A 24,270-nucleotide genomic window follows, 5' to 3' on the forward strand; every position below is an offset into this window, starting at 1 on the left:
AATATTAAATATTAAAAGGACTGAGGAGGATATAAAATATTATGAAGTTATGGCATTCATTGCTGTTGTGTCTCGTAATATTGTGCAACTCAGTTTTTGCATCGCAGCGCACTACCCAAGCCATAGCAAGTCAGGCCAATAATCAGCATTGGTTTTTATATGTTGATGATATTATTAAATTCGACGGCCATCACGAGTTTAATGCTCAGCAACTCACTCGTGACCTCACAGCACCGTTTTTAAGCATTTTAAGTCAAGCGCCTTTTCTTTGGGTGGGTCATCAAAATGGCCTAACTAAGATCAATACAGTGACAGGTGAAACACGCACCTGGCTACAAACCCCTGTCACAAAAATCAGTCAGACTGATAATGGCATCATTTTTCAAAGCAACGAACGCCTTTATCAACTTTTGAATACGACATTATCTGTTTTGCCTATCGATTTAAAACAGCAACTTTGGCAGACCTCACCACAAGGTGTGGTCTATGTCTCTGAAGACAATGCCCTTATGCGATGGGACATGATGAATGGCAAGCAACAATTCGCAACCTTGCCATTTGACGCTGACAACTTATTACTGCATCAAGATAAAGTCATCTTTAAATCTTTAGCTGGCGAGGTTTTCCTGTTTGATAAAACTTTACAAACTCAGCCTCTTTTTTCAGCTGACAATCTTGTTGTCTTTGATTCTAAATTATTGAGTTTCAAAGGTAGCTTTATCAACAGCTACAACTTAAACACACAGACCCAGTATCAATACCAAGTTAATAACTTGCCGATTGATGATTTAAAAGTATCAAACCAATCAATCTGGCTTTCTCAACTAGGTCAATGGCGCAAATTTCAACCTACTCAATTAAACTTACAAACCGATATTGAAAATTCAGAAGAATTAAAGCTTTACCAAATAGGTATGCGAGCTTTTCAGCAATTTGCGAAAAGTCAGCCTGTAAATGCAGTACGTTATATTGATGGTGGTCGCTGGGCAGTCGCAACTGAACAACAAATTTTTATTTTTAGCGGCGAGAAAGGGAGTTTCTCCCCTTTTATTGATAAGCAAAATACACAGGCGCTCTATTTCACCCATGATGGTAATTTATGGGCCAGAGACAACAGTGGTTTGAGCCAGTTTGATATAGGTAGTAAAACGCTTTTACACCGCTATGATATTGAAAGTATCCATAGCATCACACAATTATCAGATAATGAGTTTATCGCTTCGACGACCAATGCATTATGGTTGCTTGAACAAGGCTCTGCACAAAAGTTGTCATTACCTTTTAAAAGCCTAACATTCCATGATGTGCTCTACACTAAGCATAATAATACACTCCTGCTTAGTACCGAATCGGGTTTGTTTGCGCTGACTTTGGTCAATAAACAAATAACAGGCTTCATACAGCGTAATCAATTTGCCGGTAAATATTTAGCCCACGCAGAAGAAGGGATTTGGCAATTTGATAAACAAGGGATCGCGCATTATAAAAATCGCGTCACCAAACGCTTGATTGCGCCATTTAAAGCACAACGCCAAGTACTGAGTTTTAGACAAAAGCTGATGTTATTGAATGACAGTTTCTCTCTTATCGCTGAGCAAGCGCACGTTCAATCTCCAACACTTGCGCTGTCGCATGTACGCTACCATTACCGAGATAAAATCACTGAGTCATTTTCACCAAAATTACCGCTTACCATAGAAGCGGATGTAAAGCGTTTTAGTTTATGGTTTAACACCTGCGAAACCTGCCAGCTAAGCTATCGTTTATCCGAAGGTGCGCCATGGCGATTACTTGAAAACAATAAGCTCACCCTGACTCCCACTGAAATGTCGGCATTAGAAGTGGTTTCGTCTAGTCAAAGTATGTCGAAAACGTTGACGGTGACAGCCTCAAAACCAAAGCAAGTTTGGTGGCACTGGGTGTTAGCCCTAGTCATGAGCGCTGGCTGTGTTTACTGGTTGCTAAACAAGCAGCTACGTACTTCTAAATCAAAACTGACAGAGCATTTCAGCAACATGCTCATGACCCATTCAAAAGATGCTATTTGGCTTGCCGACGAACACTTTAATGTTCTCAAAGTGAACCAAGCATATAGTGATATTACGGGTTACTCTGCTGATGCATTAGTAGGTCATAAACCGAAAATTTATACCGAGCAAGGCAGAGACCGCAGACTTGAACAACATATTGTTGCAGAGAGCCAGTTAAACGATTATTGGACTGGCGAAATCTGGACGCTTGCCGCTAATCATCAAAAACTCGCGCTCGATGTAACAGTGACTAAGTTGACCCATGAAGATCATCCTTCAGAGGTATTTTATCTTGGTGTACTGACAAACATTTCAGAGCGTAAAGCCAATGAAAAAGCGTTACTGAACTTATCAACGCGAGATTCAATAACCGGACTTGCCAATCGTATGCTTTTTATTGAATCACTGAATCAAGCCATAGCGAGCTGTAATAAGGCGTTTCCATCCTTATTACTGGTGTTGATTGATATTGATCACTTTAGAAAAATTAACGATCTCATGGGTCATGAAAGTGGTGATGCACTGTTAAAAGAAGTCGCTAATCGTTTATCTCAACACCTTGATAAAGGCTTTACACTGGCACGTGTCAGTAGTGATGAATTTGCAGTGCTTATTCCGCCTTACCTATTCTCTGGTATGACGATTTTCTTTGCGAAGAAACTCGCTGATGACATTTTAAAATGTATTAATCATCCCTTTACGCATCAAGGCGTAGAGACCTCAGTCAGCGCTTCTTGTGGTTTAGCTATCTATCCTGACGATGCAATTGATAGTGAGCATCTGATCCGCTGTGCAGACTCTGCATTAGATCATGCAAAACACAAAGGCAATAACAGTTACCAGTTTTTTGATAAACAGCGTCATCAATTAGATCCCACTATCTTATCCCGAGAATCTGCCCTGTTAAGGGCCATAGACGATCAGCAATTTAAACTTTTTTATCAGCCTAAATATCAAGCTGAAAGTAGAAAGCTCGAAGGTTTTGAAGGGTTAGTTAGGTGGCAGCAGGACGATGGCAGCATAGAAAGCCCTGCTACTTTTATTCCTTTTGCTGAGGAATGTAGCGCGATTATCCCTATGACGAATTACTTATTGGATGTTGCTTGTAAGCAAATTAGTCATTGGCGCATGATGGGGCTATCTGGTAATCATGTGGCGATCAATATTTCAGCTAAGCATTTTGAAAGTGATTTCTTAGTCGACACTGTCCGTGAATGCCTGCTAAGGCATCATATTCCAGCCCATTGTCTAGAACTTGAGATCACTGAAAGCGCGATGATGACCGACCCTGAGCAAGCCCTTAAAATTATGCATCGCCTTAAAGCGCTGGGCGTGACGATTGCACTTGATGACTTTGGGACTGGCCATTCATCACTTGGCTATTTAAAACGCTTTCCGATTGATATTCTCAAAATTGATCGCTCGTTTATCATGGATATTGAGCAATCAGATCAAGATAGAAATATCACCGCCACCATCATTCGCTTGGCCAAATACCTCAACATTAATGTAGTCGCTGAAGGGGTCGAGAATGAAAGACAAGCTTATTTATTAAACGTTATGGGCTGTGGCATTTTGCAGGGGTATTATTTCTCTAAACCACTTCCTGCTGATAAAGCAACTCAGTTGTTAGAAAATGAGCTTGAAGAAACCGCAACGCTAAACTAGCTCTGATATCCAATTCAATCTTGTAACATAAAAAAACGGCGCAATTAAGCGCCGTTTTTTGTTACTACTTCTTTGAGTGTTACTCAGACTTTTGCTCTCTACCTAACAGCGCCATGGCTGCTTCTTTCACATCTTTATTTTCATAAAGTACTTGGTAGATTTGCTCACAGATTGGCATTTCAATTCCGCTGCGTTGAGCCAATAAATACACTTCTTTAGTATTACGGTAACCTTCAACAACCTGACCAATACTCTCCATGGCTTCGTCAACACCTAACCCTTTTCCTAGAGCAAGACCAAAGCGGCGGTTACGAGATTGGTTGTCAGTACAGGTAAGGATCAAATCACCCAAACCCGCCATACCCATAAAGGTTTCAGATTTTGCACCCAGTGCGCAACCTAAACGACAAAGCTCAGCAAGACCACGGGTGATTAAAGCTGTACGTGTGTTTGCGCCAAAGCCAAAACCATCGGACATACCGGCACCGATGGCGATAACATTCTTTACTGCGCCACCTAATTGAATACCAATGAAGTCATCATTGCTGTAGACACGAAACGAACGACCACAGTGAAGTAGTTTTGCTAAATCACTGGCAAATTCTGTTTCAGTTGCAGACACCGAAATAGCCGTCGGCAAGCCTGCCGCCATTTCTTTGGCAAACGTCGGGCCAGATAGCACAGCTAAAGGTACTATTTCACCGAGTTTTTCAACTGCGACTTCTTGAAGTAAGCGCCCGGTATTCGGCTCTAACCCTTTTGTTGCCCACACCACTTTAGCACCCGCATTGAGCATAGGTTGAATTTGCTCTAATGTTTTTGCAAAAGCATGGCTCGGCACAACCACTAAGATGATCTGACTAGCCTTAACTGCTTTTGCTAAATCACTCTCAAGCTTTAAAGTTTCAGGGAAAGTAATATCGGGAAGATAACGTTGATTTTTACGCTCAGTTGCTAGCGTCTCAACATCATCGGCGTTTCGACCCCATAAGGTTACTGCGTGTCCATTTCGGGCAAAACTAATAGCAAGGGCGGTGCCATACGACCCCGCCCCTAGTACAGATACAACTGATTGTTCTGTTTTCATATAATTATGCGTCAGCTGGTTGCTCTGCTTGTGCTGCACGTTGCTGCATGTACTGAGCAAATAGCGCGTCAAAGTTTACAGGCGCTAGGTTAAGTTGTGGGAAAGTACCCTTGTTCACTAAACCAGCAACTGCTTCACGCGCATATGGGAAAAGAATGTTCGGGCAGAATGCACCTAGCATGTGTGCCATTTGTAACTCTTCAAGTTCAGCGATTTGGAAAATACCCGCTTGCTGAATTTCACATAGGAATGCTGTTTCTTCACCGATAGAAGCGGTTACAGTCAGTGCTAGTACAACTTCAAAGATACCTTCGTCTAACTTATTAGAACGCGTATCCATGTCTAATTTTACTTCAGGCGTCCACTCTTTTTGGAAAATAGCAGGAGAGTTAGGCGTTTCAAAAGATACGTCTTTTGTGTAAATACGCTGAATTGTGAATTGTGGTCCTTCCTGCGGAGCTGCAGCTTGATTTGCTTGTTCTGTCATGAGTGTTCCTAAAACTTGTATTTCTTAATGTAATTATTATGCGTTCAATAGGGTATCTAGTTTACCCTGCGCTTCGATTGCCATCATATCATCGCAACCGCCAATATGCGTGTTATTGATAAAGATCTGTGGAACAGTCGTACCACCATTTGCTTTTTCAATCATTTCGTCGCGTAATTCAGGCTGAGCAGCAATATCATACTCAGTGTATGTTACACCTTTACTGTCTAGTAGTGCCTTTGCTCTGTGGCAATACGGGCAGTAATCTTTAGTATAAATAACAACGTTGCTCATAAAATCCTCTTGATTATTTACCGGTTGCTACAGGCAGGTTAGCATTTTGCCATGCGCCCATACCACCGCTTAGTACATAAACATGCTCGAAACCCGCTTTTGATACGTTGTTTGCGATGCCATTTGCTGTCATGCCTGTTGTACATACCAATATAATGGGCTTAGATTTAAACTTTTCAAGGCCTGCAAAGTCACTTTGTTTGGCTTTTTCAGCACTCAGTTGAACAGCACCCGCAATACGGCCTGTGTTAAACTCTTTTGCCGGACGAATATCAACAACTTGACCATCTTCTTTATTAACCAACAGTGTCAGTTGCTGTGGGTTAATTTGGCGAATTGCAGAAAATTTGCTTTTAAACCAGCTCATTACAATCATCGCAACAAGAGCCAACCAAATAATGCTTAGCACAGCATTATTGCCGATAAATTCAATATATTGTTCCATGAAAATTCCAACTACTTTAGATCTAATGATTTAGATCTTGTCTTAATGTTCAATGACTCAGCAGTATACCGTTTGCAATTGTTTGGGTATACCCTTTTATAAATACAGCCCTTGCGAGATTGCTAGATGAAGATTATTCCTTTTCAAAGGGCTGAATATTCATACAAAACGCGGTATGCTACGCGCAGAGTTCGTGCCTTAGTTTAGGAGCCCAAATGACTGCACAGAAAAAACCACTTGTTCTAATGATTTTAGATGGTTGGGGATACAGAGAAGAAAGCGAAAGCAACGCAATTTTAGCTGCAAACACGCCCGTTTTAGATAACTTATGGGCCACCCGCCCTCGTACACTCATTTCAGGTTCAGGTTTAGATGTGGGTCTACCAGATGGACAGATGGGTAACTCTGAAGTCGGTCACGTAAATTTAGGTGCTGGCCGTATTGTTTATCAAGACTTTACCCGCATTACTAAAGCAATCGACGATGGCGAATTTGAACACAATCCAGTGTTAGTAGAAAACATCGATAAAGCGGTTAACGCTGGTAAAGCTGTACACTTAATGGGTCTATTGAGCCCAGGTGGTGTACATAGTCATGAAGATCACATTATCGCTGCTATTAAACTTGCAGCAAAGCGTGGCGCAAAAGCCATTTACTTCCATGCCTTCTTAGATGGTCGTGATACGCCACCTCGCAGTGCGCAAGCTTCAATCGAAAAAATCGAAGCACTATTTGCAGAATTAAACTGCGGCCGTCTTGCTTCAATTGTGGGCCGTTATTATGCAATGGACCGAGATAACCGCTGGGAACGTGTAGAATCAGCTTACAACCTAATGGTGTGTGCTGAAGGCCAACATACTTACAACACTGGCGTTGAAGCGCTATTAGCCGCTTACGAGCGTGATGAAAACGACGAGTTTGTTGCAGCATCACTGATTCAGCCTGATGCAGCGCCTGCTTCAACTATTAATGATGGTGACACGGTTATTTTCATGAACTTCCGTGCTGACCGTGCCCGTCAAATGACACGTGCGTTTGTCGATGCTGACTTTGCAGGGTTCGAAAAGAAACAAACACCAGAATTAAGCGCCTTTGTGATGATGACTGAGTATGCTGCAGACATTAACGCACCTATCGCCTTCGCACCTGAAAAACTGCATAACGTGCTTGGTGAATGGTTAGCGAAACACAATAAGACACAACTGCGTATTTCTGAAACAGAAAAATACGCACATGTGACCTTCTTCTTCAGTGGTGGTCGTGAAGAGTTATTTGCTGGTGAAAAGCGTGAGCTGATCCCTTCTCCACAAGTTGCTACTTATGACTTACAACCAGAGATGAATTCAACCATGTTGACTGACACGTTGGTTGAAGCAATTGAAAGCGGCGAACACGATGTGATCATCTGTAACTATCCTAATGGCGACATGGTTGGTCACTCAGGTGTATTTGAAGCCGCAGTGAAAGCCTGTGAGGCCGTTGATGCATGTATTGGTCGTGTCGTTGAAGCGCTTGAAAAAGTCGGTGGTGAAGCACTGATCACAGCTGATCACGGTAACGCTGAGCAAATGACCAATGCAAAAACGGGTCAAGCTCATACGGCCCACACTAGCGAGCCGGTACCATTCATTTATGTAGGTCGTGATGCACAACCACACACAGGCAAAACATTAAGTGATGTGGCACCAACTATGCTACACCTACTTGGTATGGAACAACCTGCAGAAATGACAGGTTCACCTATTATGACCATTAAGTAATGCGCACAAGCTTACGCATTATTTTCGGCATAACGACTATGTTGGTATTGGCTTTTGCCAATGCCAACGAGTCTCGTACTAAGCAAGATTTAGATGCGGTACAAAAAGAGCTAGAAAAAAGCCAAAAAAGCTATCAACAACAAAGCGAAAGATTCAATAAACTCAAACGCAAATTACGTGATTTCGAATTACAAATTGCGCAGCATGCCAAAGCATTGTCATTGACCGAGCAAGGGATCAATGAAAATCGCCAGCAACAATACACCCTCGAAAGTGAAAACAAGCGCTTAAAACAACAAAAAAGTAGGCTACAAACACTACTCGCAGGACAATTAAAAAGCGCCTACATGACTGGCAGTCATGACTATTCAAAAATGTTACTCAATCAAGAGCATAGTGCTACGCTTGAGCGTACCTTGAGCTATTACGATTACTTCAATAAAGCCCGCATCACACAAATTGAAGCTTTAAAGAAAGTCATAGAACAACTAGCTGAAAACCAACAAACACTTGAACAGAAGCAACTGCAACTCAACGATTTATTTACACAACAAACAGAGCGTTTAGCCGCACTTAAAGCCACCAAAGAACAGCGCCAAAACAGCCTTTCACAACTTAATAGCGCATTAAAACAAACACAAAGCGCCATCGCTTATTTGAAAGAGAATGAACAAACCTTAATCACCACACTCTCGCAATTAAATGAACAGCAAAGCGAGTCATTGGTGCCAGTAGAATTAATTGGGTTACGCAATAAAAAAGGGAAACTGCCTTGGCCGAGTAAAGGCCGCCTAAAACACCGCTTTGGCCAACGCAAGCATGCTGGCATGAATTGGAAAGGAGTATTTATTGCAGCAAAAACAGGAGATAACGTTAAAGCCGTACAACAAGGCCAAGTGGTTTTTGCCGATTGGCTCAATGGTTTTGGGTGGGTCATTGTCGTCGATCATGGTCTTGGCTATATGAGTTTATATGGTCACGCACAAACGCTTTTAAAAGATGTCGGTGATCAAGTCCGAAGCGGCGAAAGTATTGCACTAGTAGGTCAGAGCGGCGGACAAGCTGATCCTGGTCTATACTTTGAATTACGGCATAAAGGAAGCGCTGTCGATCCAGTAAAATGGTGCAAATAAGTTAAAGAATAACCTTGCTGCACCTGACTAGGAGCAGCACATGAATTCATTTTTTATCAATTCGAAATCGTTAGATTACCCAAAATCTAAATTTATTTTTTTATGCGTGTTTACGATGCTCAGTTTGTATATCAGCTTTGCATCAATTGCATCCGCGACACAATTTACTCAGCAACAAACCAACGAAATTCTTTATCATATTCACACTTATTATGTGGATGATGTGCCATTAAGTCAGTATCACAAAAGCAACTTAACCGACGTCTTTGAACAACTTGATCCTTACTCAAAATATTTAAGTGCCAGCGAACTTGAAAGCTTGTTCAGTGCCGCGAATGGCCGTTATACAGGCATTGGTATTGAAGTTGAAGAAGTCGACGATCGCATTGTGATCTTAGGGACATTACCCGGCTCACCCGCTGAACAAGCAGGTATTGAAGGCGGCGATAAACTGGTAGCGATAAATTCTGAAGATGTCACAAAAAGAGACATCGCCCACGTGTCGAAGTTACTCAAAGAAGCGGCGCTAAAAACCATTTATATCACTGTCGAGCGCGCAAAAAGCGAACTCACTTTAGCTTTAAGACGTGAAGAAATTAATGTAGAGAGTGTATTTAGTCAGCTCTTAACCAACCAAAATGCCTACATTTCTCTTCAGAGCTTTAATAATCATAGCTACCATGACGTTGCTCGTCACATCAATAAACTGACTTCAAATAATGGTGGACCACTTTCAGGACTGATCATCGACCTTCGTGATAATCCTGGCGGTACTTTAAGTAGCGCGGTGGCCATTTCAGATCTATTTTTACAAGCAGGTACAATAGTTACTACCAAAGGACGCTTTTATGATGCTAACCAACAATTTGTTGCACAACATGGTGATATTTTAAATGGCGCGCCGATTGTGGTGTTAATCAACGAGCAGTCGGCTTCTGCGGCGGAGATTTTAGCTGGTGCTCTGCAAGATAACCAACGCGCAATCGTCGTTGGTAGTAAGTCGTATGGTAAAGGTTCAGTCCAGTCACTGATCCCCATCGGCGATGGCACTACCGCACTGAAACTCACAACCGCAAAATACTTTACACCTTCTGGTCGCTCTATAGATGGTGTGGGTATCAAGCCTAATATTTTACTGGCTGAACAAGGGCTTTCACATTTAAATAAACGCGCTATAATTGCTGGTGAACTTTCGAACAACATGGCTAATTTAGCTTTGCTAGACAAGCATTTAGTCGACGCGAAAAGTTATTACAAAGATAAAAATTAAATAAGAGAGTACTCACTCTCAGCTACAGGCTTATAAATAGAAGAATACACTGTGCGCTCATTATTATGGTTATTGCTAAGTGTTTTTTACTTAGCAATACCTTTGCATGCTAAACAAATTGCCATTGTGATCGACGATGTGGGAAACCACCAGCGTGATCTCAATTTACTTTCTCTCCCCGGTGAGCTGACTTTTGCCATTTTGCCGCACACCCCCTATTCTCAAAAGTTTGCATACCTAGCCAGTCAACAGAGTAAAGAGCTTCTTTTGCATGTACCTATGCAAGCAATTGAAGACAAAGCGCTCGGACCCGGTGCACTAACTTTAGACATGGATAAACAAACGCTACAAATGACACTGGGTCACGCGCTAGCCAGTTTACCTCAAGTTAGTGGTGTGAATAATCATATGGGATCGGCACTGACTCAATATAGCGATCCCATGAAATGGACGATGGAAGTTTTACGCAAGCGCGATTTATATTTCCTTGATAGTCGAACAACTAATGAGTCACAAGCACAAACCGTGGCTGACTTATACGGTGTGGCTAATATTGCTCGCCAGGTTTTTCTCGATAACGAAAAACAAGAGACCTACTTTGCTCAACAATTAAATGAAGCAAAAAGCATCGCGTTAAGAAATGGCCAAAGCGTACTCATCGCGCACCCATATCCTGAGACTGTGGCATTTTTACATGCACAGATCCCACTTCTACTTGAACAAGGCTATGAGCTTGTTCCCCTATCGCAACTCGTTCGTACTCGCTACATTCAACTTGCGAAAAACACGGGCACAGTCGCGCCAAGCATCGCTGAGAAATAAAACTTTGATCTCGATTTAAGCAAGCTCAAATAAAATGGGTTATAAGTTTATACATTGATCCAAATTAGGACTGTTTATTATGCTTCATATTGTTTCTGATCTTATGACTGCCGATCCATTTGCAGTGCATCACCAATCAACCGTTAAAGAAGTGCACGACTTGATGCGCGAAAAAAATATTCGCCACATTCCTGTGATCGATGATCAAGGTATTTTAAAAGGTATGCTGACACAAAAGATCATGGTCGCACAGGTAATGAAAATTATGGCAACCTACGGGCCCAATGCGATTGAAAGAAAGGAAAAGCAGAGTATTGCTCAAGATATTATGGCAACTGACTTTGCCAGTATTCGACCAGAGCAATCTCTTAGTGAAGTGGCACAGTTTTTTGTCGAAAACCGTCATGGTTGTATGCCTGTTGTCGACGAAGAAGGAAAACTATTGGGCATTTTAACCTCATCTGATTTTGTTAGACTTGCAGCGGCCCTTTTGTCTTAATACTTCTACTAAGCTCTTGATTGCATCAGTTATAAAATAAATACAAAAAAGGAGGCTGAGCCTCCTTATAAAGTGTATATAGCTAAAAACTTACGCTTTTGCTTGTAATGTTCTTGCTACGGTACGCATACCTAGCGTTGTCGCACCAGCGGACCATAAGCTACCAGCGCTGTTTTGGAATGAAGCTGCGAGATCTATGTGTACCCAACCTTGACCTTCATTTGGTACAAAGCGCGATAAGAAACCTGCAGCATTCGATGCGCCACCGTAGCCGCCACCTTTTTGCGCTCGGCTGTTAGCAGTGTCAGCATAAGGTGAAGGGCAGTTGTTTTGGTGCCACTTTTCAAGTGGTAATGGCCAAGCCGCTTCAAACTCTTCTTCAGCGAACTGCTGAACTTCTGATACTAATGCTTTATCAAGACCGAATAATGCATTGTATTCTTGACCTACAGCAACCAGGGCTGCACCCGTTAACGTTGCCGCATCAATGATTAATGGCGCCCCCGTTTCACCAGCAGCCATTAGACCATCGGCCAGAACTAAACGGCCTTCAGCGTCCGTATTTACGATCTCAACTGTTGTGCCATTTTTATAAGTTAGGATATCACCTAGCTTGTAAGCATGGCCTGAAATTAAGTTTTCAGCACAACATAAGAATAGTTTGATGCGCTTGTCGATGCCACGTTCAATTGCAATCGCAAGACCTGCAGTCACAGTCGCCGCACCACCCATGTCGCACTTCATTGATAACATGCCTTCGCTAGGTTTGATTGAGTAACCACCTGAATCAAACGTAATACCTTTACCTACAAGCGCTGCGCTTACAGGCGCATCTTCGTCACCTGTTGGGTTGTAATCAAGCTCAAGTAATACTGGTGGGCGTTCGCTACCACGACCTACTTCGTGGATACCGATCCACTGTTGCTCAAGTAATGCGTTGCCTTTGATGATGTTGTAACTCACATGCTCAGGCGCTAAAGATTGAATAAACTCAGCCGCTTTGCTCGCTAGACTCTCAGGGTAAACATCTTCAGCCGTACCGTTGATCATCTGGCGTGTCCAAGTTGCCGCATTTTTCAACGCTGTAAGTTCAGCTAAATCTGACTGTTCATTGTCAACAAACTCAACACCATCAAGTTGCTTAGCAGTGACAAAACCTTGATAGAACGCCCACTGTGACTCAGTACACCAAGCATCGCCTTGTAATACAACTTGCTTCACACCTTGTTGAGAAAGGCTACGCGCTGCTTTTTGCACTAATTTAAGTGTTTCGTTTTGCTGCAGGTGGACAATAGCACCAAGTTGATCAAACGATAGCAATGCATCAGCACTCCACGGCGCTGTAGGTGCTTGTTCACTGATACGAACAATGAATTTATCAGACATAGATTGTGTTCTCTTATACGCTTATTAGTAGCATTAAGTGTACACTAGCACCGAGTATCACCCAACCTATTGCGATTAAACAATGAAGTTCACGCCAAAGCTCGAAAAAGCCACTTTAATAAAGCGCTATAAACGCTTTTTAGTCGACCTGGAAACACCTAATCAAGAATTTACAGTTCATTGTGCCAATACAGGCAAAATGACTGGCTGTGCTGATCCAGGTTTTTATGCTTACTACTCAACAAGTGATAATCCTAAACGAAAGTATGCGCACTCGTTAGAACTCACTGAGAATTCAGCAGGCGACCTTATTTGTGTGAATACCGCGATTGCAAACAAATTGGCGATTGAAGGCATAGAACAAGGTACAATTTCTGAATTACATGGCTATGCGCATTTGCAACCCGAAGTGAAATACGGACAAGAAAATAGTCGCATTGATATTTTGCTTAAAGATGAACACAAGCCACTTTGCTATGTTGAAGTCAAATCAGTCACTTTATTAGAAGACGGACAAGGTTACTTTCCCGATACTCAAACTATTCGCGGGCAAAAACACCTCAGAGAATTAATAGACATTACCCAACAAGGACATCGCGCTGTACTACTATTTATGGTGATGCATACGGGTATAGAGTCTGTAAAGGCTGCAGCCCATCTTGACCCTAAATACGCGCAATTACTGAATGACGCACAGACTGCAGGTGTAGAAGTTATCGCTTATAACTGTGAAATAAGCCCAGAGGAAATAATCCTAAATCATAAAATTCCCGTACTTAGCTCTTGAATTAGTCATCTATGCCCCCATATAGCCAGCCAATATTAAGTTGTTCTCTTAATCTGGCACCTACTGTATTTTAACCAACCCACAGTAAAAAAGGTTTGCTTAGGGGAGCATATTTTGCTATTTATAGCCGCCGGCGATAGCCGCCGTTATGTTAAGGATTTAGGAGAATGCTATGCCAGACCAAAAAAAATTAGGGTTATTGGCTCAAGCCGGTTTACAACCATATCAAGAACAACCGGGCGAAGAATACATGAATGATGCACAACGTGCGCATTTCAAAAAGATTTTAGAAGCATGGCGTTTAGACCTTCGTAATGAAGTAGACAGAACAATGAACCATATGCAGGATGAAGCGGCAAACTTCCCTGATCCGGTTGACCGTGCTGCGCAAGAAGAAGAGTTCTCTTTAGAGTTGCGCACCCGTGATAGAGAAAGAAAACTCATCAAAAAAATCGAAAAAACACTGAACTTAATCGAAGAAGATGACTTCGGTTACTGTGAGTCGTGCGGCATTGAGATTGGTATTCGCCGTCTTGAAGCTCGTCCAACTGCCGACCTATGCGTAGACTGTAAAACGCTGGCTGAAATTAAAGAAAAACAGAACGGCCGCGCTTAATTACGGTATATGCATAACGAAGCATTGTCCATATCAAGGGGCTATCGAGGCCGGTTTGCCCCTTCGCCTTCTGGCCCACTACACTTTGGCTCACTCGTCGCCGCCCTCTCAAGTTATCTAGACGCTAAAGTACATCAAGGTGCTTGGCTTGTACGTATGGAAGACATAGATACACCTCGTGTCGTGCAAGGTGCTGACAATGTCATCTTAACTGCTCTTGAAAAGTTTGGTTTACATTGGGACGAACAAGTTGAGTACCAAAGTCAACGTCACGCGCTTTATCAAGACATCCTATCACAGCTTAAACCCGATCTTTACGCCTGTAACTGTACGCGTAAAATGATCAAACAAGCGGGTGGGCTGTATCAAGGCCATTGTAAATCACTGGCACTGGACTTTAATGATCATGCTATTCGTTTAACGCAAACGCATCCGGTTTATCAATTTACTGATTTACTGCAAGGCCAGGTACATGTGCCTCACGATTTGGCCAACGAAGACTATATTGTCAAACGTCGCGATGGCTTATTTGCCTATCAGTTAGTAGTCGTGGTTGATGATATCGAGCAAAAGATCAGTCGCGTTGTACGCGGTGCCGATTTATTAGAGCCCACAGCAAGACAAATTAGCTTGTTTAAACAACTCGGTCACACAGTGCCAGAGTATGCCCATGTACCTTTGGCTGTGACTGAACCTGGCTTTAAACTCTCGAAACAGAATCATGCCCCCGCCATTAATATAGATGATCCGATCCCGGAGTTATTGCGTGCATTAAGCTTTTTAGGGCTTGATGTTACTGATGACATGAAACTCAGTAATGTTGAAGAAATTTTGACTTGGGCAAGCACACAGTTTTCTCTTGCCGCCATTCCACAAGAACTCGAAAAAAGCATCAAACTATAACAGGTCGCAATTCAAGCACATTCACACCAAATAACGGCACATAAAAGCCACTTTTAGATCAGTTTATTTCTACTCCTAGCTTAATTTTTTAGTAACGCTAGTATATTATTAGCCACTTTGATTTTACCTATATAAGCTGAGCAGTGGTTAAGAGATTTACTAATTTATTGATATTGAATTAGTAAACGTTTTTTCAGTCTGCAGCCGGAAACTTTTAGGGATAACAAGGCGAATTTACGCTTCAATAGCTGGCCTATTGCAAGTAAATTCAACGTAGTTAGCGTTAAAAGTAACCGCTGGAGATAGATTTATTATCCAGAATTCAGGTTATTAAATAGGTCACTAACTGAGCGTTTTAGGAGACGGGTCATTATTTCCAAGCTAATTAACATGTGCAAAAAGTGGGTCAAGCCAGACTCTGCAGATGCACACCATACAACCTCGGCCACACCCGCTTTAATCACTCGTGCCGAGCATGGTATCTCGCGCAAGCAATTTAGCCCGAATGCCATCAAAGTTTTGTATCGCTTGAAAGATGGTGGCTATGACGCTTACCTCGTTGGTGGTTGTATTCGTGATATTTTAATGGGGATCCAGCCAAAAGATTTCGACGTTGTCACTAATGCTACGCCAGAAGAAATCAAAAAATTATTTAGAAATTGTCGCCTGATCGGCCGCAGATTCCGTCTGGCACACATTGTTTTTGGTCGTGAAATTATTGAAGTCGCCACCATGCGCGGCCACCATGAAGCCGATGAGCGCAAAAATGCGACCAGCCAATCAAGCGAACATGGCCAATTACTCCGTGACAATGTATACGGCAGCATTGAAGAAGATGCTCAACGTCGCGATTTCTCTATAAATGCCCTTTACTACTCGATTAATGACTTTAGCATCCATGATTTTGCACGTGGTGTCGAAGCTATTAACGCGCGTAAAATTGAACTGATTGGCGACCCTGAAACCCGTTACCGTGAAGATCCGGTGCGCATGCTACGCGCAGTTCGCTTTGCAACCAAACTCGACATGGAAATTGCGCCAGGCACGAAAAAGCCTATTTATGAGCTTGCTGATTTACTGGGTAACATTCCACCCGCCCGCTTGTTCGAAGAAACACTAAAACTATTTTTAAATGGCAAAGCGGTTGAAAACTACTTGCAGCTGCGTGAATTTGGCCTATTCAAACAGCTATTCCCTGCCTTAGATGAAATCTTAGAGCAAAGTGAAACCGGCTTTGAAGCGCGCTTTATTGAGCAAATGTTTGCCAATACCGATACGCGTATTAATCAAGATAAAAAAGTCACACCGGCGTTTGTCTATGCAGCATTACTTTGGTTTCCGCTGCAACAACGTACTCAACAGATTGTTGAACAGCAAGGTATGTCAGAGTTTGATGCCTTCAATCAGGCGATGAACCAAGTTTTAAGTCAAAACGCCCAGCACGTATCTGTACCAAAACGCTTCACGTTAGGAGCCCGTGATATCTGGCATATTCAAATGCGTTTAGACAAACGCTCAGGTCAACGCGCTTATCGTTTAAGCCTGCAGCCTCGTTTTAAAGCCGCTTATGACTTCTTACTGCTGCGTGTAGAAAGTGGCGAAGACGCTCAGCAAGCTTTAGCTGATTGGTGGACTGAATACTTAAAATCAGATGTCACTGGTCAAAAAGAACTTGTCAAAAACTTAGGTCAATCTGATGGCAAAAAGCCGCGTCGCCGTTACCGCAGAAAGCCAAAGAAAAAAACAGGTGATGCATGACCCCGGTTTATATTGGCTTAGGCGCCAACCTTGAAGCACCTGTTGCACAGCTGCACAACGCGGTTAAAGCCCTAAGTACTCTTACTAACTGTGAGCTTGAAAAAGTTTCACAGTTTTATTCATCTAAGCCTATGGGGCCGCAAGACCAGCCTGATTATGTTAATGCTGTCGCATTACTCAATACCACGCTTGCACCAGACGCTCTGCTTGATGAATTACAACGTATTGAACTTGAACAAGGTCGTCAGCGTAAAGATGAACGCTGGGGCCCAAGAACCCTAGATTTAGATATTTTGCTATTTGGCGAGCAAACCATAAGTACAAAGCGCTTAACTGTGCCGCACTATGGCCTATGTGAACGGGAGTTTGTGGTATATCCACTATTAGAAGTCTCACCTGAACTAAAGCTACCTAATGGCAACACACTAGCTGACATTGCTCAGCAAGTGCCACTCAATGGTTTATCGCCATTAGAGTTGAATTAAATTAACCCCAAGAGGAACAACATGGCTAAAGTGACCGTCTCTACACTGGCTAAAATGAAACAAGAAAAACAAAAAATTACCGCATTAACGGCTTATGATGCGAGTTTCTCTCAGCTTTTTCACAACCAAGGTGTTGATGTTGTTTTGGTTGGTGATTCACTGGGTATGGTTTTGCAAGGCGGTGATGACACGCTTGCAGTTACCACTGATGATATTGCCTATCACACCAAGTGTGTTCGCGCAGGTTCAAAAGATTTATTTGTGATCGCAGATATGCCATTTATGAGCTATGCCAACGTAGAACAAGCTTGTAACAATGCTGCACAGTTGATGCGTGCCGGTGCAAACATGGTGAAGTTAGAAGGTGGTGAGTGGTTACACGACAGCATTCGTGCGCTTACTCAGCAAGGCATTCCAGTATGTGGTCATTTAGGCTTAACACCGCAGTCTGTTCACGTATTCGGCGGTTTTAAGATTCAGGGCCGAGAGTCTGAGCAAGCAGATAAAATGGTTGCAGACGCGCAAGCACTAGAAGCTGCTGGCGCACAACTACTCGTCATTGAGTGTATTCCTTCTGCGCTGGCTAAGCGCATCACTGAGTCTGTAAACATTCCTGTGATTGGTATTGGTGCTGGCAAAGACACCGATGGCCAAATCTTAGTGATGCATGACCTTGTGGGTATTTCAGCGGGTTACATTCCTAAGTTTTCGAAAAACTTCTTAGCCGAAACAGGCAACATGCACGATGCAGTTAAAAAATACTGTGATGACGTTAAGTCAGGTGCCTTCCCTAGTAGTGAGCACGAGTTTAACTAATGCAGTCAGTCAGTGAAATAAAATCGCTTCGCAGCCAAATTAAGGCTTGGCGTCAACAAGGCTTAAGTATTGCGTTTGTGCCAACCATGGGCAATCTTCATCAAGGCCACTTTTCACTTGTTGAAAAAGCAAAAACGCTTGCGGATAAAGTAGTTGTAAGTATTTTCGTCAATCCAATGCAATTTGGTGCCAACGAAGATTTAGACAACTACCCGAGAACATTAGACGCCGACAAACAAGGTCTTGCTGAAATTGGCACGGCGCTCGTGTTTACGCCGACCGTTGATGTTATGTATCCAAATGGCTTGGATGCGCAAAGTTATGTAGACGTACCAGATATTTCTATGGGTTATTGCGGTGGTGCGCGCCCAGGTCATTTCAAAGGCGTAGCAACCGTCGTCACTAAACTGTTCAACATGGTACAGCCAGACTTTGCTTGTTTTGGCGAGAAAGACTTTCAACAGTTACAAGTCATTCGCGCTATGGTTCGAGACCTGTCTATGCCAATTGAAATCATTGGTGTACAAACACAGCGAGAAGTATCTGGACTGGCGATGAGCTCTCGTAATGGTTACTTATCTGAGCAAGAGAAAGACACGGCCAAGGTGTTATATCAAACGCTGTTAAATGCGGGTCAATCACTTGAGCAAGGTAATAAAGCGTTCGATACTGTTGAAAAAAAAGCAAAACAAGCACTTGAACAGGCCGGTTTGAAACCTGATTACTTTGCCATTGCTGAAAAAGGCAATTTAAAACCTGCTACACTTGAAACAAAAGAGTTTGTTATTCTTGCGGCCGCTTTCTTAGGTAAAGTGAGACTGATCGATAACTTACAAGTTTCTGCGTAGAAGGATAATTAAAAATGAAAGCTTTGCTTATTGTCGCCTCTGTATTGTTAGTTGGCTGTGGGGCAACCAGCAGTGAACTCAATCAATGTGCACAACAAAACTATCAATGTGAAAGTAACTGTGCGCAGCGTCATACTGAAAACACGCTAGGGCATCAGATCTGTAGCAATGAGTGTATTGACGACTACAACAGCTGTAAGGCCGAAACCGAAGCTTTACTAAATAAAACTTTAAATTAATATTATACCGATCCTCAAGAATACTTAGTTAAGAGGCTTAGTATTATTCAGACACAAAAAAACCGCTGAACTTTCAGCGGTTTTTTATTTTTAATCTACTCGATTATAGAAGACCTAACTTCTTCATTTCAGCAGCAGCAACTTGGCTAGGTAGTGGTACATAACCATCTTTTTCTACAATTTGCTGACCTTCTTTAGAAAGTACCATCTTTAAGAATTCAGCTTCAATTGGCGAAAGTGGCTTATTTGGGTGCTTGTTGACGTAAACGTACAAGAAACGTGATAGTGGGTACTTACCTTTAGATACGTTATCTAAAGTTGCATCAACAAACTTATCACCTTTTTTCGCTAGTGGTACAGTACGAACACCTGACGTCTTATAACCAATGCCTGAATAACCAATTGCATTGATTGAAGAAGATATTGACTGTACTACTGATGCAGAACCTGGTTGCTCGTTTACGTTGTTACGGAAGTCACCTTTACATAGCGCTTTCTTCTTGAAGTAACCATAAGTACCTGATACTGAGTTACGACCATAAAGCTGTACGTCTTTACCAGACCAGTCACCGTTAAGACCTACATCACCCCAACGATTGATTTCACCTTCAGCACCACACTTACGTGTTGAAGAGAAGATAGCATCAACTTGGTCAATACTTAGACCTTTGATTGGGTTATCTTTGTGTACGAATACTGCTAGTGCATCGATTGCTACACGTACTTCAGTTGGCTTGTAACCGTAGCGCTTTTCGAACGCTTCGATTTCTTTAGATTTCATCTTACGGCTCATAGGACCGAAGTTTGCAGTTGCTTCAGTTAATGCCGGTGGCGCAGTTGAAGAACCCGCTGCTTGAATTTGGATATTTACGTTAGGGTAAATACGCTTATATTCTTCAGCCCAAAAAGTCATCATGTTTGCAAGCGTATCAGAACCTACAGATGAGAAGTTACCTGAGATGCCACTTGTTTTATTGTACATAGGTAGCTTTTCATCTAAAGCTGATGCTGGTGTTGATAAAAGAGTTGTTACCGCTACACCCATTGCAGCTACTAAACTTTTAAATTTCATTTGGGTTTCTCCAGTTGTTCGTCCCAATTAGTTAACGAGGTTCATTTTGCAGCGATTAAATGACAGTTAAATTACTTAAAAATGACAATTTTATGACCACTGTTTTATTTATTGTCATAATCAGCAATGCGTGTTTTTGGAAAAGCAAAAGAAAAACAAGAACCTTTACCTACTTCACTGCTGATATCTAGATGTGAATCATGACGCGTTAATACATGTTTAGTGATTGCTAAACCTAAGCCTGAACCGCCGGTTTTACGACTTCTTGCCTTATCAACTCGATAAAAGCGCTCGGTCAGTCGACTGATATGCTCAGGGGCTATACCATCACCATTATCAGTTACAGAAAAAAGCGCTTGGTCATCTTTCATTTGCCATTGCACATGAATATTGCCGTTTGGTTTGGTGTAGTGCACCGCATTGAACACCAAATTCGAAAAGGCGCTACGCAACTCATCTGGTGCACCAACAATATCAAGATCAGGGTCAACATCAAAACTGATCTCATGTCCTTTTTCTTTATTGAGTGAATTCGCTTCGGTCGCAATCAGTGCCAACATATCAGGTACTCTGACTGGTTTGTCATTATCATATTTACGCGCCCCCTCTATCCGAGAAAGTGACAGTAACTGATTAACTAAGCTATCCATGCGATGACATTGTTCAATCATGGTTTGATGCGCTTTCGCCCACATTGATGGCGGTGGCAGGTTATCCTCGTCCATCATTTCTAGGTAGCCAGTCACCACCGTTAGCGGCGTGCGAAGTTCATGGGATACATTAGCAACAAAATCTTTACGCATCTGCTCGAGCTGCTTCAGCCGAGAAATGTCGCGAACCACCATCATAAGCTGGCCCGCATAAGGCATTACCCTAAACTCAAGAGTTTGCTCTTGATTATGCGATACCTCTAGTTCTAATGGCTCATCGAACTTTTGCTTATTCATGTATTTAGCAAATTTTGGATCCCGCACGAGGTTATCTAAGCGCTGACCATGATCGGTTGGCCATTGTAGCCCCAAAACTTTCAGCGCAAGTTGATTACACCAAATAATGCTTAAATCAGTTTGTAATACGACGACCGCATCAGGCACCGCTTCTGCACCTTCACGAAAACGACGGATCAACTCAGCCAACTCATTACGCTTTTTACGATTTCGATGCTGAAGATGGTAGATCCCTTCGAAAATCTGCTCCCACGCCCCCTCACCTTCCGGCGGATTAAAACTGCGCTGATTGAGCAACCAATCACTGAGTCGATAGAGTTGATGATAATGCCAAAGTAATAGCGCGAGCGCGCCTAAAAACAGCAAGATGAAAGGTGCGCCAATTAAAACGCCCACCAAAGCCAGTGGTATAAAATACAAAAACAGGCGTTTAACTAACGCCTGTTTATTTATTATTCGATACATAAATACAGTGTATCCAAAGCTGAGTGCTTACATTTTACTAGAAAAACGGTAACCAGCACCGCGAACTGTTTGCACTAGTCTATCATGACCTAGCGGTGCAATTGCCTTACGCAGACGTCTAATATGCACATCCACAGTGCGATCTTCAACATATACGTTTGTGCCCCAAACATGATCTAATAATTGCTCACGGCTGTAAACACGCTCAGGGTGCGTCATAAAGAAGTGAAGTAAGCGGAACTCTGTTGGACCCATGTCTAATTCATTGCCCGCCGATGTGACTCGGTGAGAAATAGGATCTAAACGCAAACCATGCACTTCAATCGCTTCTTCAAGTGAGGTTGGAGACACACGACGAATAACCGCCTTAATACGTGCCATTAATTCTTTAGGAGAGAAAGGTTTAGTCACATAATCGTCTGCACCTACCTCAAGTCCTTTTACTTTGTCTTCTTCTTCACCGCGTGCAGTTAACATGATGATAGGGATCTGACGCGTGAATTCGCTTTGCTTAAACTTTTTCGCAATTTGAATACCGCTGCCGCCCGGAAGCATCCAGTCTAATAAAACCATATCAGGGTATGGCTCTACCATTGCAGCCATAGCCGAATCATAATCTTCAGCTTCTATTGCCTGAAATCCATTTTGCTCCAATACGAAAACCAACATTTCTCTGATTGGTGCTTCATCATCAACTACAAGTACTTTACGTGACATTCCCACAGTTCTCTTCGATTTACCCAAGTTGGTTTCATTATTATGACTTAGTATGACAGTTTTATGAAAAAATAATCCGATCTTAAAAAGAAATATTTATCAGGTCATATAAATGAAAAAATACATTATTCCATAAAGAACAATAATTTATGGAGATTCTCTTGTTATTTAAGCTGCTATTTTAAAAACACTTAAATCAGATCTATTTTTACATCTGTTTACTAAAAGCAAATTTAATTGATCGGATCACGCAAATACGTACTGATTAAATAGAGATCAAATTTTGACTAAGTAGTGCACTGAGAGATCAGTTTTATACCAAGAGAAGTCGTCTTAAGGATCTCAATCTGGATCTTGATACGCAATTTTGGAGCTGTTTTGAGTGCAAATCACTCGGTAAGTTAGTAAGAAATCGATCCCAGATCGCATAAGTTGGTAAGATCTTGATCCTCAATATCGGGAGTTTAGATCTGAATTAGTAAAATGCTGATCCAAAAAAGCCCCAATACTGGGGCTTAATATAAAATTGGCTAGACTTGGTTATTACTTGATCTGTGGATCAAGCTCACCTGATAGATACTTAAGGTGCATGTCGTCTAATGAAATTGGTTTGATCTTCGCTGCATTACCCGCAGTGCCAAACGCTTCATAACGCGCCACACAGATCTCAGTCATTGCTTTTGTCGCTTCAGCTAAGAATTTACGTGGGTCAAAGTTAGACGGGTTATGCGCTAGGTGACGACGGATAGCCCCTGTTGATGCTAAACGTAAGTCTGTATCGATGTTTACTTTACGCACACCGTACTTGATGCCTTCTACGATTTGATCAACTGGCACACCGTAAGTTTCAGGGATCTCACCACCAAACTCATTGATTACTGCTAACCACTCTTGCGGTACAGAAGAAGAACCGTGCATAACTAAGTGTGTATCTGGGATACGTGCGTGGATCTCTTTGATGCGGTTAATTGCTAAGATGTCACCTGTTGGTGGACGAGTGAACTTGTAAGCACCGTGTGATGTACCACACGCGATTGCTAGCGCATCTACACCGGTTTTCTTTACGAAGTCAGCAGCTTCTTCAGGATCAGTTAATAGTTGGTCTTCAGTCAGCTTACCCTCAGCACCAATACCGTCTTCTTCGCCAGCTTCACCAGTTTCTAGTGAACCAAGTACACCTAGTTCACCCTCAACAGACACACCACATGCATGCGCCATTTCAACTGTACGACGTGTTACATCTACATTGTACTCATATGAAGAAGGTGTTTTACCATCTTCCATCAAAGAACCATCCATCATCACTGATGAGAAACCTAATTGGATAGAACGCTGACATACACCTGGAGATGTACCGTGGTCTTGGTGCATAACAACTGGGATATGTGGCCACTCTTCAACAGCCGCTAAAATCATATGACGAATGAAAGGTGCACCTGCGTATGCACGAGCGCCTGCAGAGCCTTGAACGATCACTGGGCTGTTTGTTTTATCAGCCGCTTCCATGATGGCACGCATCTGCTCTTGGTTGTTAACGTTGAACGCTGGAACGCCGTAACCATGCTCTGCTGCATGATCAAGAAGTTGACGCATACTGATTAAAGCCATTTTGCTTTCTCCAATAGTCGATAGCCTTTGCTATCTAGTTTGAACGGATATATCGAAAGTAGCCTTTCGCTTGTTGCTACTGATTTTTTATTCACCTTAATCTGAGTGAGAGTGATTAAGATAAAAAG

At 42.4% G+C, this 24,270-nt stretch carries 23 protein-coding genes; 14 read left to right on the forward strand and 9 right to left on the reverse strand.

What is annotated here, in order from left to right; genetic code table 11:
* Nucleotides 1-41: 41 nt before the first annotated feature.
* Nucleotides 42-3,698 (forward strand): bifunctional diguanylate cyclase/phosphodiesterase, encoded by a 3,657-nt coding sequence (locus ABMY35_RS00260; RefSeq protein ID WP_349284524.1) that lies wholly within the window; start codon nucleotides 42-44, stop codon nucleotides 3,696-3,698.
* Nucleotides 3,699-3,777: 79 nt separating this feature from the next.
* On the opposite strand, the gene gpsA is transcribed toward ABMY35_RS00260, so the two are convergent.
* Genes gpsA through ABMY35_RS00280 form a run of 4 tightly spaced genes read right to left on the reverse strand, consistent with a single transcriptional unit; the run spans nucleotide 3,778 to nucleotide 6,011 of the window.
* Nucleotides 3,778-4,785 carry an NAD(P)H-dependent glycerol-3-phosphate dehydrogenase gene (gene gpsA, locus ABMY35_RS00265; RefSeq protein WP_349284525.1) on the reverse strand — a complete coding sequence of 336 codons (1,008 nt, stop codon included), beginning with the start codon at nucleotides 4,783-4,785 and terminating at the stop codon, nucleotides 3,778-3,780.
* Nucleotides 4,786-4,789: 4 nt separating this feature from the next.
* On the reverse strand, nucleotides 4,790-5,272 hold the full coding sequence (gene secB, locus ABMY35_RS00270; RefSeq protein ID WP_138479843.1) for a protein-export chaperone SecB: 483 nt from the start codon (nucleotides 5,270-5,272) through the stop codon (nucleotides 4,790-4,792).
* Between the two features lie 36 nt (nucleotides 5,273-5,308).
* Nucleotides 5,309-5,566 carry a glutaredoxin 3 gene (grxC, locus tag ABMY35_RS00275; protein WP_349284526.1) on the reverse strand — a complete coding sequence of 86 codons (258 nt, stop codon included), beginning with the start codon at nucleotides 5,564-5,566 and terminating at the stop codon, nucleotides 5,309-5,311.
* A gap of 13 nt (nucleotides 5,567-5,579) precedes the next feature.
* Nucleotides 5,580-6,011 carry a rhodanese-like domain-containing protein gene (locus ABMY35_RS00280; RefSeq protein ID WP_349284527.1) on the reverse strand — a complete coding sequence of 144 codons (432 nt, stop codon included), beginning with the start codon at nucleotides 6,009-6,011 and terminating at the stop codon, nucleotides 5,580-5,582.
* A 215-nt stretch (nucleotides 6,012-6,226) separates the two neighbouring features.
* Between ABMY35_RS00280 and gpmM the strand changes: the two genes are divergently transcribed.
* The 5 genes from gpmM (at nucleotide 6,227) to ABMY35_RS00305 (ending at nucleotide 11,495) form a co-directional block, all read left to right on the forward strand.
* A complete protein-coding gene (gpmM, locus tag ABMY35_RS00285; RefSeq protein WP_349284528.1) occupies nucleotides 6,227-7,771 on the forward strand; it encodes a 2,3-bisphosphoglycerate-independent phosphoglycerate mutase in 1,545 nt (514 codons plus the stop codon).
* Nucleotides 7,771-8,904, forward strand: a complete 1,134-nt coding sequence (locus ABMY35_RS00290; protein ID WP_349284529.1) for a peptidoglycan DD-metalloendopeptidase family protein — start codon at nucleotides 7,771-7,773, stop codon at nucleotides 8,902-8,904. Before gpmM ends, ABMY35_RS00290 begins: the two co-directional genes overlap by 1 nt.
* Before the next feature lie 40 nt (nucleotides 8,905-8,944).
* Complete coding sequence (locus tag ABMY35_RS00295; protein WP_349284530.1) at nucleotides 8,945-10,174, forward strand: S41 family peptidase; 1,230 nt, start codon at nucleotides 8,945-8,947, stop codon at nucleotides 10,172-10,174.
* Between the two features lie 51 nt (nucleotides 10,175-10,225).
* The gene (locus ABMY35_RS00300; protein ID WP_349284531.1) at nucleotides 10,226-10,996 is read left to right on the forward strand and encodes a divergent polysaccharide deacetylase family protein; all 771 of its coding nucleotides are present in this window, start codon (nucleotides 10,226-10,228) and stop codon (nucleotides 10,994-10,996) included.
* A 79-nt stretch (nucleotides 10,997-11,075) separates the two neighbouring features.
* On the forward strand, nucleotides 11,076-11,495 hold the full coding sequence (locus ABMY35_RS00305) for a CBS domain-containing protein (protein ID WP_138479832.1): 420 nt from the start codon (nucleotides 11,076-11,078) through the stop codon (nucleotides 11,493-11,495).
* Nucleotides 11,496-11,585: 90 nt separating this feature from the next.
* Here ABMY35_RS00305 and pepB read toward each other — a convergent pair whose 3' ends face one another.
* Nucleotides 11,586-12,881, reverse strand: a complete 1,296-nt coding sequence (gene pepB, locus ABMY35_RS00310; protein WP_349284532.1) for an aminopeptidase PepB — start codon at nucleotides 12,879-12,881, stop codon at nucleotides 11,586-11,588.
* An 82-nt stretch (nucleotides 12,882-12,963) separates the two neighbouring features.
* Here pepB and sfsA point away from each other — a divergent pair, with 82 nt between their 5' ends.
* The 8 genes from sfsA (at nucleotide 12,964) to ABMY35_RS00350 (ending at nucleotide 19,333) form a co-directional block, all read left to right on the forward strand.
* Nucleotides 12,964-13,668, forward strand: a complete 705-nt coding sequence (gene sfsA / locus ABMY35_RS00315) for a DNA/RNA nuclease SfsA (protein WP_349284533.1) — start codon at nucleotides 12,964-12,966, stop codon at nucleotides 13,666-13,668.
* Between the two features lie 172 nt (nucleotides 13,669-13,840).
* Nucleotides 13,841-14,284, forward strand: coding sequence for an RNA polymerase-binding protein DksA (dksA, locus tag ABMY35_RS00320; RefSeq protein WP_138479827.1), 444 nt, complete (start codon nucleotides 13,841-13,843; stop codon nucleotides 14,282-14,284).
* A 9-nt stretch (nucleotides 14,285-14,293) separates the two neighbouring features.
* Nucleotides 14,294-15,187, forward strand: coding sequence for a tRNA glutamyl-Q(34) synthetase GluQRS (gene gluQRS / locus ABMY35_RS00325; RefSeq protein WP_349284534.1), 894 nt, complete (start codon nucleotides 14,294-14,296; stop codon nucleotides 15,185-15,187).
* Between the two features lie 390 nt (nucleotides 15,188-15,577).
* Entirely contained in the window at nucleotides 15,578-16,945 is a 1,368-nt protein-coding gene (pcnB, locus tag ABMY35_RS00330) for a polynucleotide adenylyltransferase PcnB (protein WP_349284535.1), read from the forward strand.
* Entirely contained in the window at nucleotides 16,942-17,430 is a 489-nt protein-coding gene (gene folK / locus ABMY35_RS00335) for a 2-amino-4-hydroxy-6-hydroxymethyldihydropteridine diphosphokinase (protein WP_349284536.1), read from the forward strand. The genes pcnB and folK overlap by 4 nt, the downstream gene beginning before the upstream one ends.
* 21 nt (nucleotides 17,431-17,451) lie before the next feature.
* Nucleotides 17,452-18,246, forward strand: a complete 795-nt coding sequence (gene panB / locus ABMY35_RS00340) for a 3-methyl-2-oxobutanoate hydroxymethyltransferase (protein WP_349284537.1) — start codon at nucleotides 17,452-17,454, stop codon at nucleotides 18,244-18,246.
* Entirely contained in the window at nucleotides 18,246-19,094 is an 849-nt protein-coding gene (panC, locus tag ABMY35_RS00345; RefSeq protein WP_349284538.1) for a pantoate--beta-alanine ligase, read from the forward strand. The genes panB and panC overlap by 1 nt, the downstream gene beginning before the upstream one ends.
* A gap of 14 nt (nucleotides 19,095-19,108) precedes the next feature.
* Nucleotides 19,109-19,333, forward strand: coding sequence for a hypothetical protein (locus tag ABMY35_RS00350; protein WP_349284539.1), 225 nt, complete (start codon nucleotides 19,109-19,111; stop codon nucleotides 19,331-19,333).
* Between the two features lie 103 nt (nucleotides 19,334-19,436).
* Here ABMY35_RS00350 and ABMY35_RS00355 read toward each other — a convergent pair whose 3' ends face one another.
* From ABMY35_RS00355 to fba, 4 genes are all read right to left on the reverse strand, one after another.
* Complete coding sequence (locus ABMY35_RS00355) at nucleotides 19,437-20,405, reverse strand: phosphate ABC transporter substrate-binding protein PstS family protein (RefSeq protein WP_349284540.1); 969 nt, start codon at nucleotides 20,403-20,405, stop codon at nucleotides 19,437-19,439.
* A 104-nt stretch (nucleotides 20,406-20,509) separates the two neighbouring features.
* Nucleotides 20,510-21,817 (reverse strand): phosphate regulon sensor histidine kinase PhoR, encoded by a 1,308-nt coding sequence (phoR, locus tag ABMY35_RS00360; protein WP_349284541.1) that lies wholly within the window; start codon nucleotides 21,815-21,817, stop codon nucleotides 20,510-20,512.
* 27 nt (nucleotides 21,818-21,844) lie between these two features.
* The gene (gene phoB, locus ABMY35_RS00365; RefSeq protein ID WP_058028827.1) at nucleotides 21,845-22,534 is read right to left on the reverse strand and encodes a phosphate regulon transcriptional regulator PhoB; all 690 of its coding nucleotides are present in this window, start codon (nucleotides 22,532-22,534) and stop codon (nucleotides 21,845-21,847) included.
* Nucleotides 22,535-23,077: 543 nt separating this feature from the next.
* A complete protein-coding gene (gene fba / locus ABMY35_RS00370) occupies nucleotides 23,078-24,142 on the reverse strand; it encodes a class II fructose-bisphosphate aldolase (RefSeq protein ID WP_058028826.1) in 1,065 nt (354 codons plus the stop codon).
* Between the last annotated feature and the right edge of the window lie 128 nt (nucleotides 24,143-24,270).

This window comes from Pseudoalteromonas sp. BZB3, from assembly GCF_040104455.1.
Taxonomy (GTDB): Bacteria; Pseudomonadota; Gammaproteobacteria; order Enterobacterales; family Alteromonadaceae; genus Pseudoalteromonas.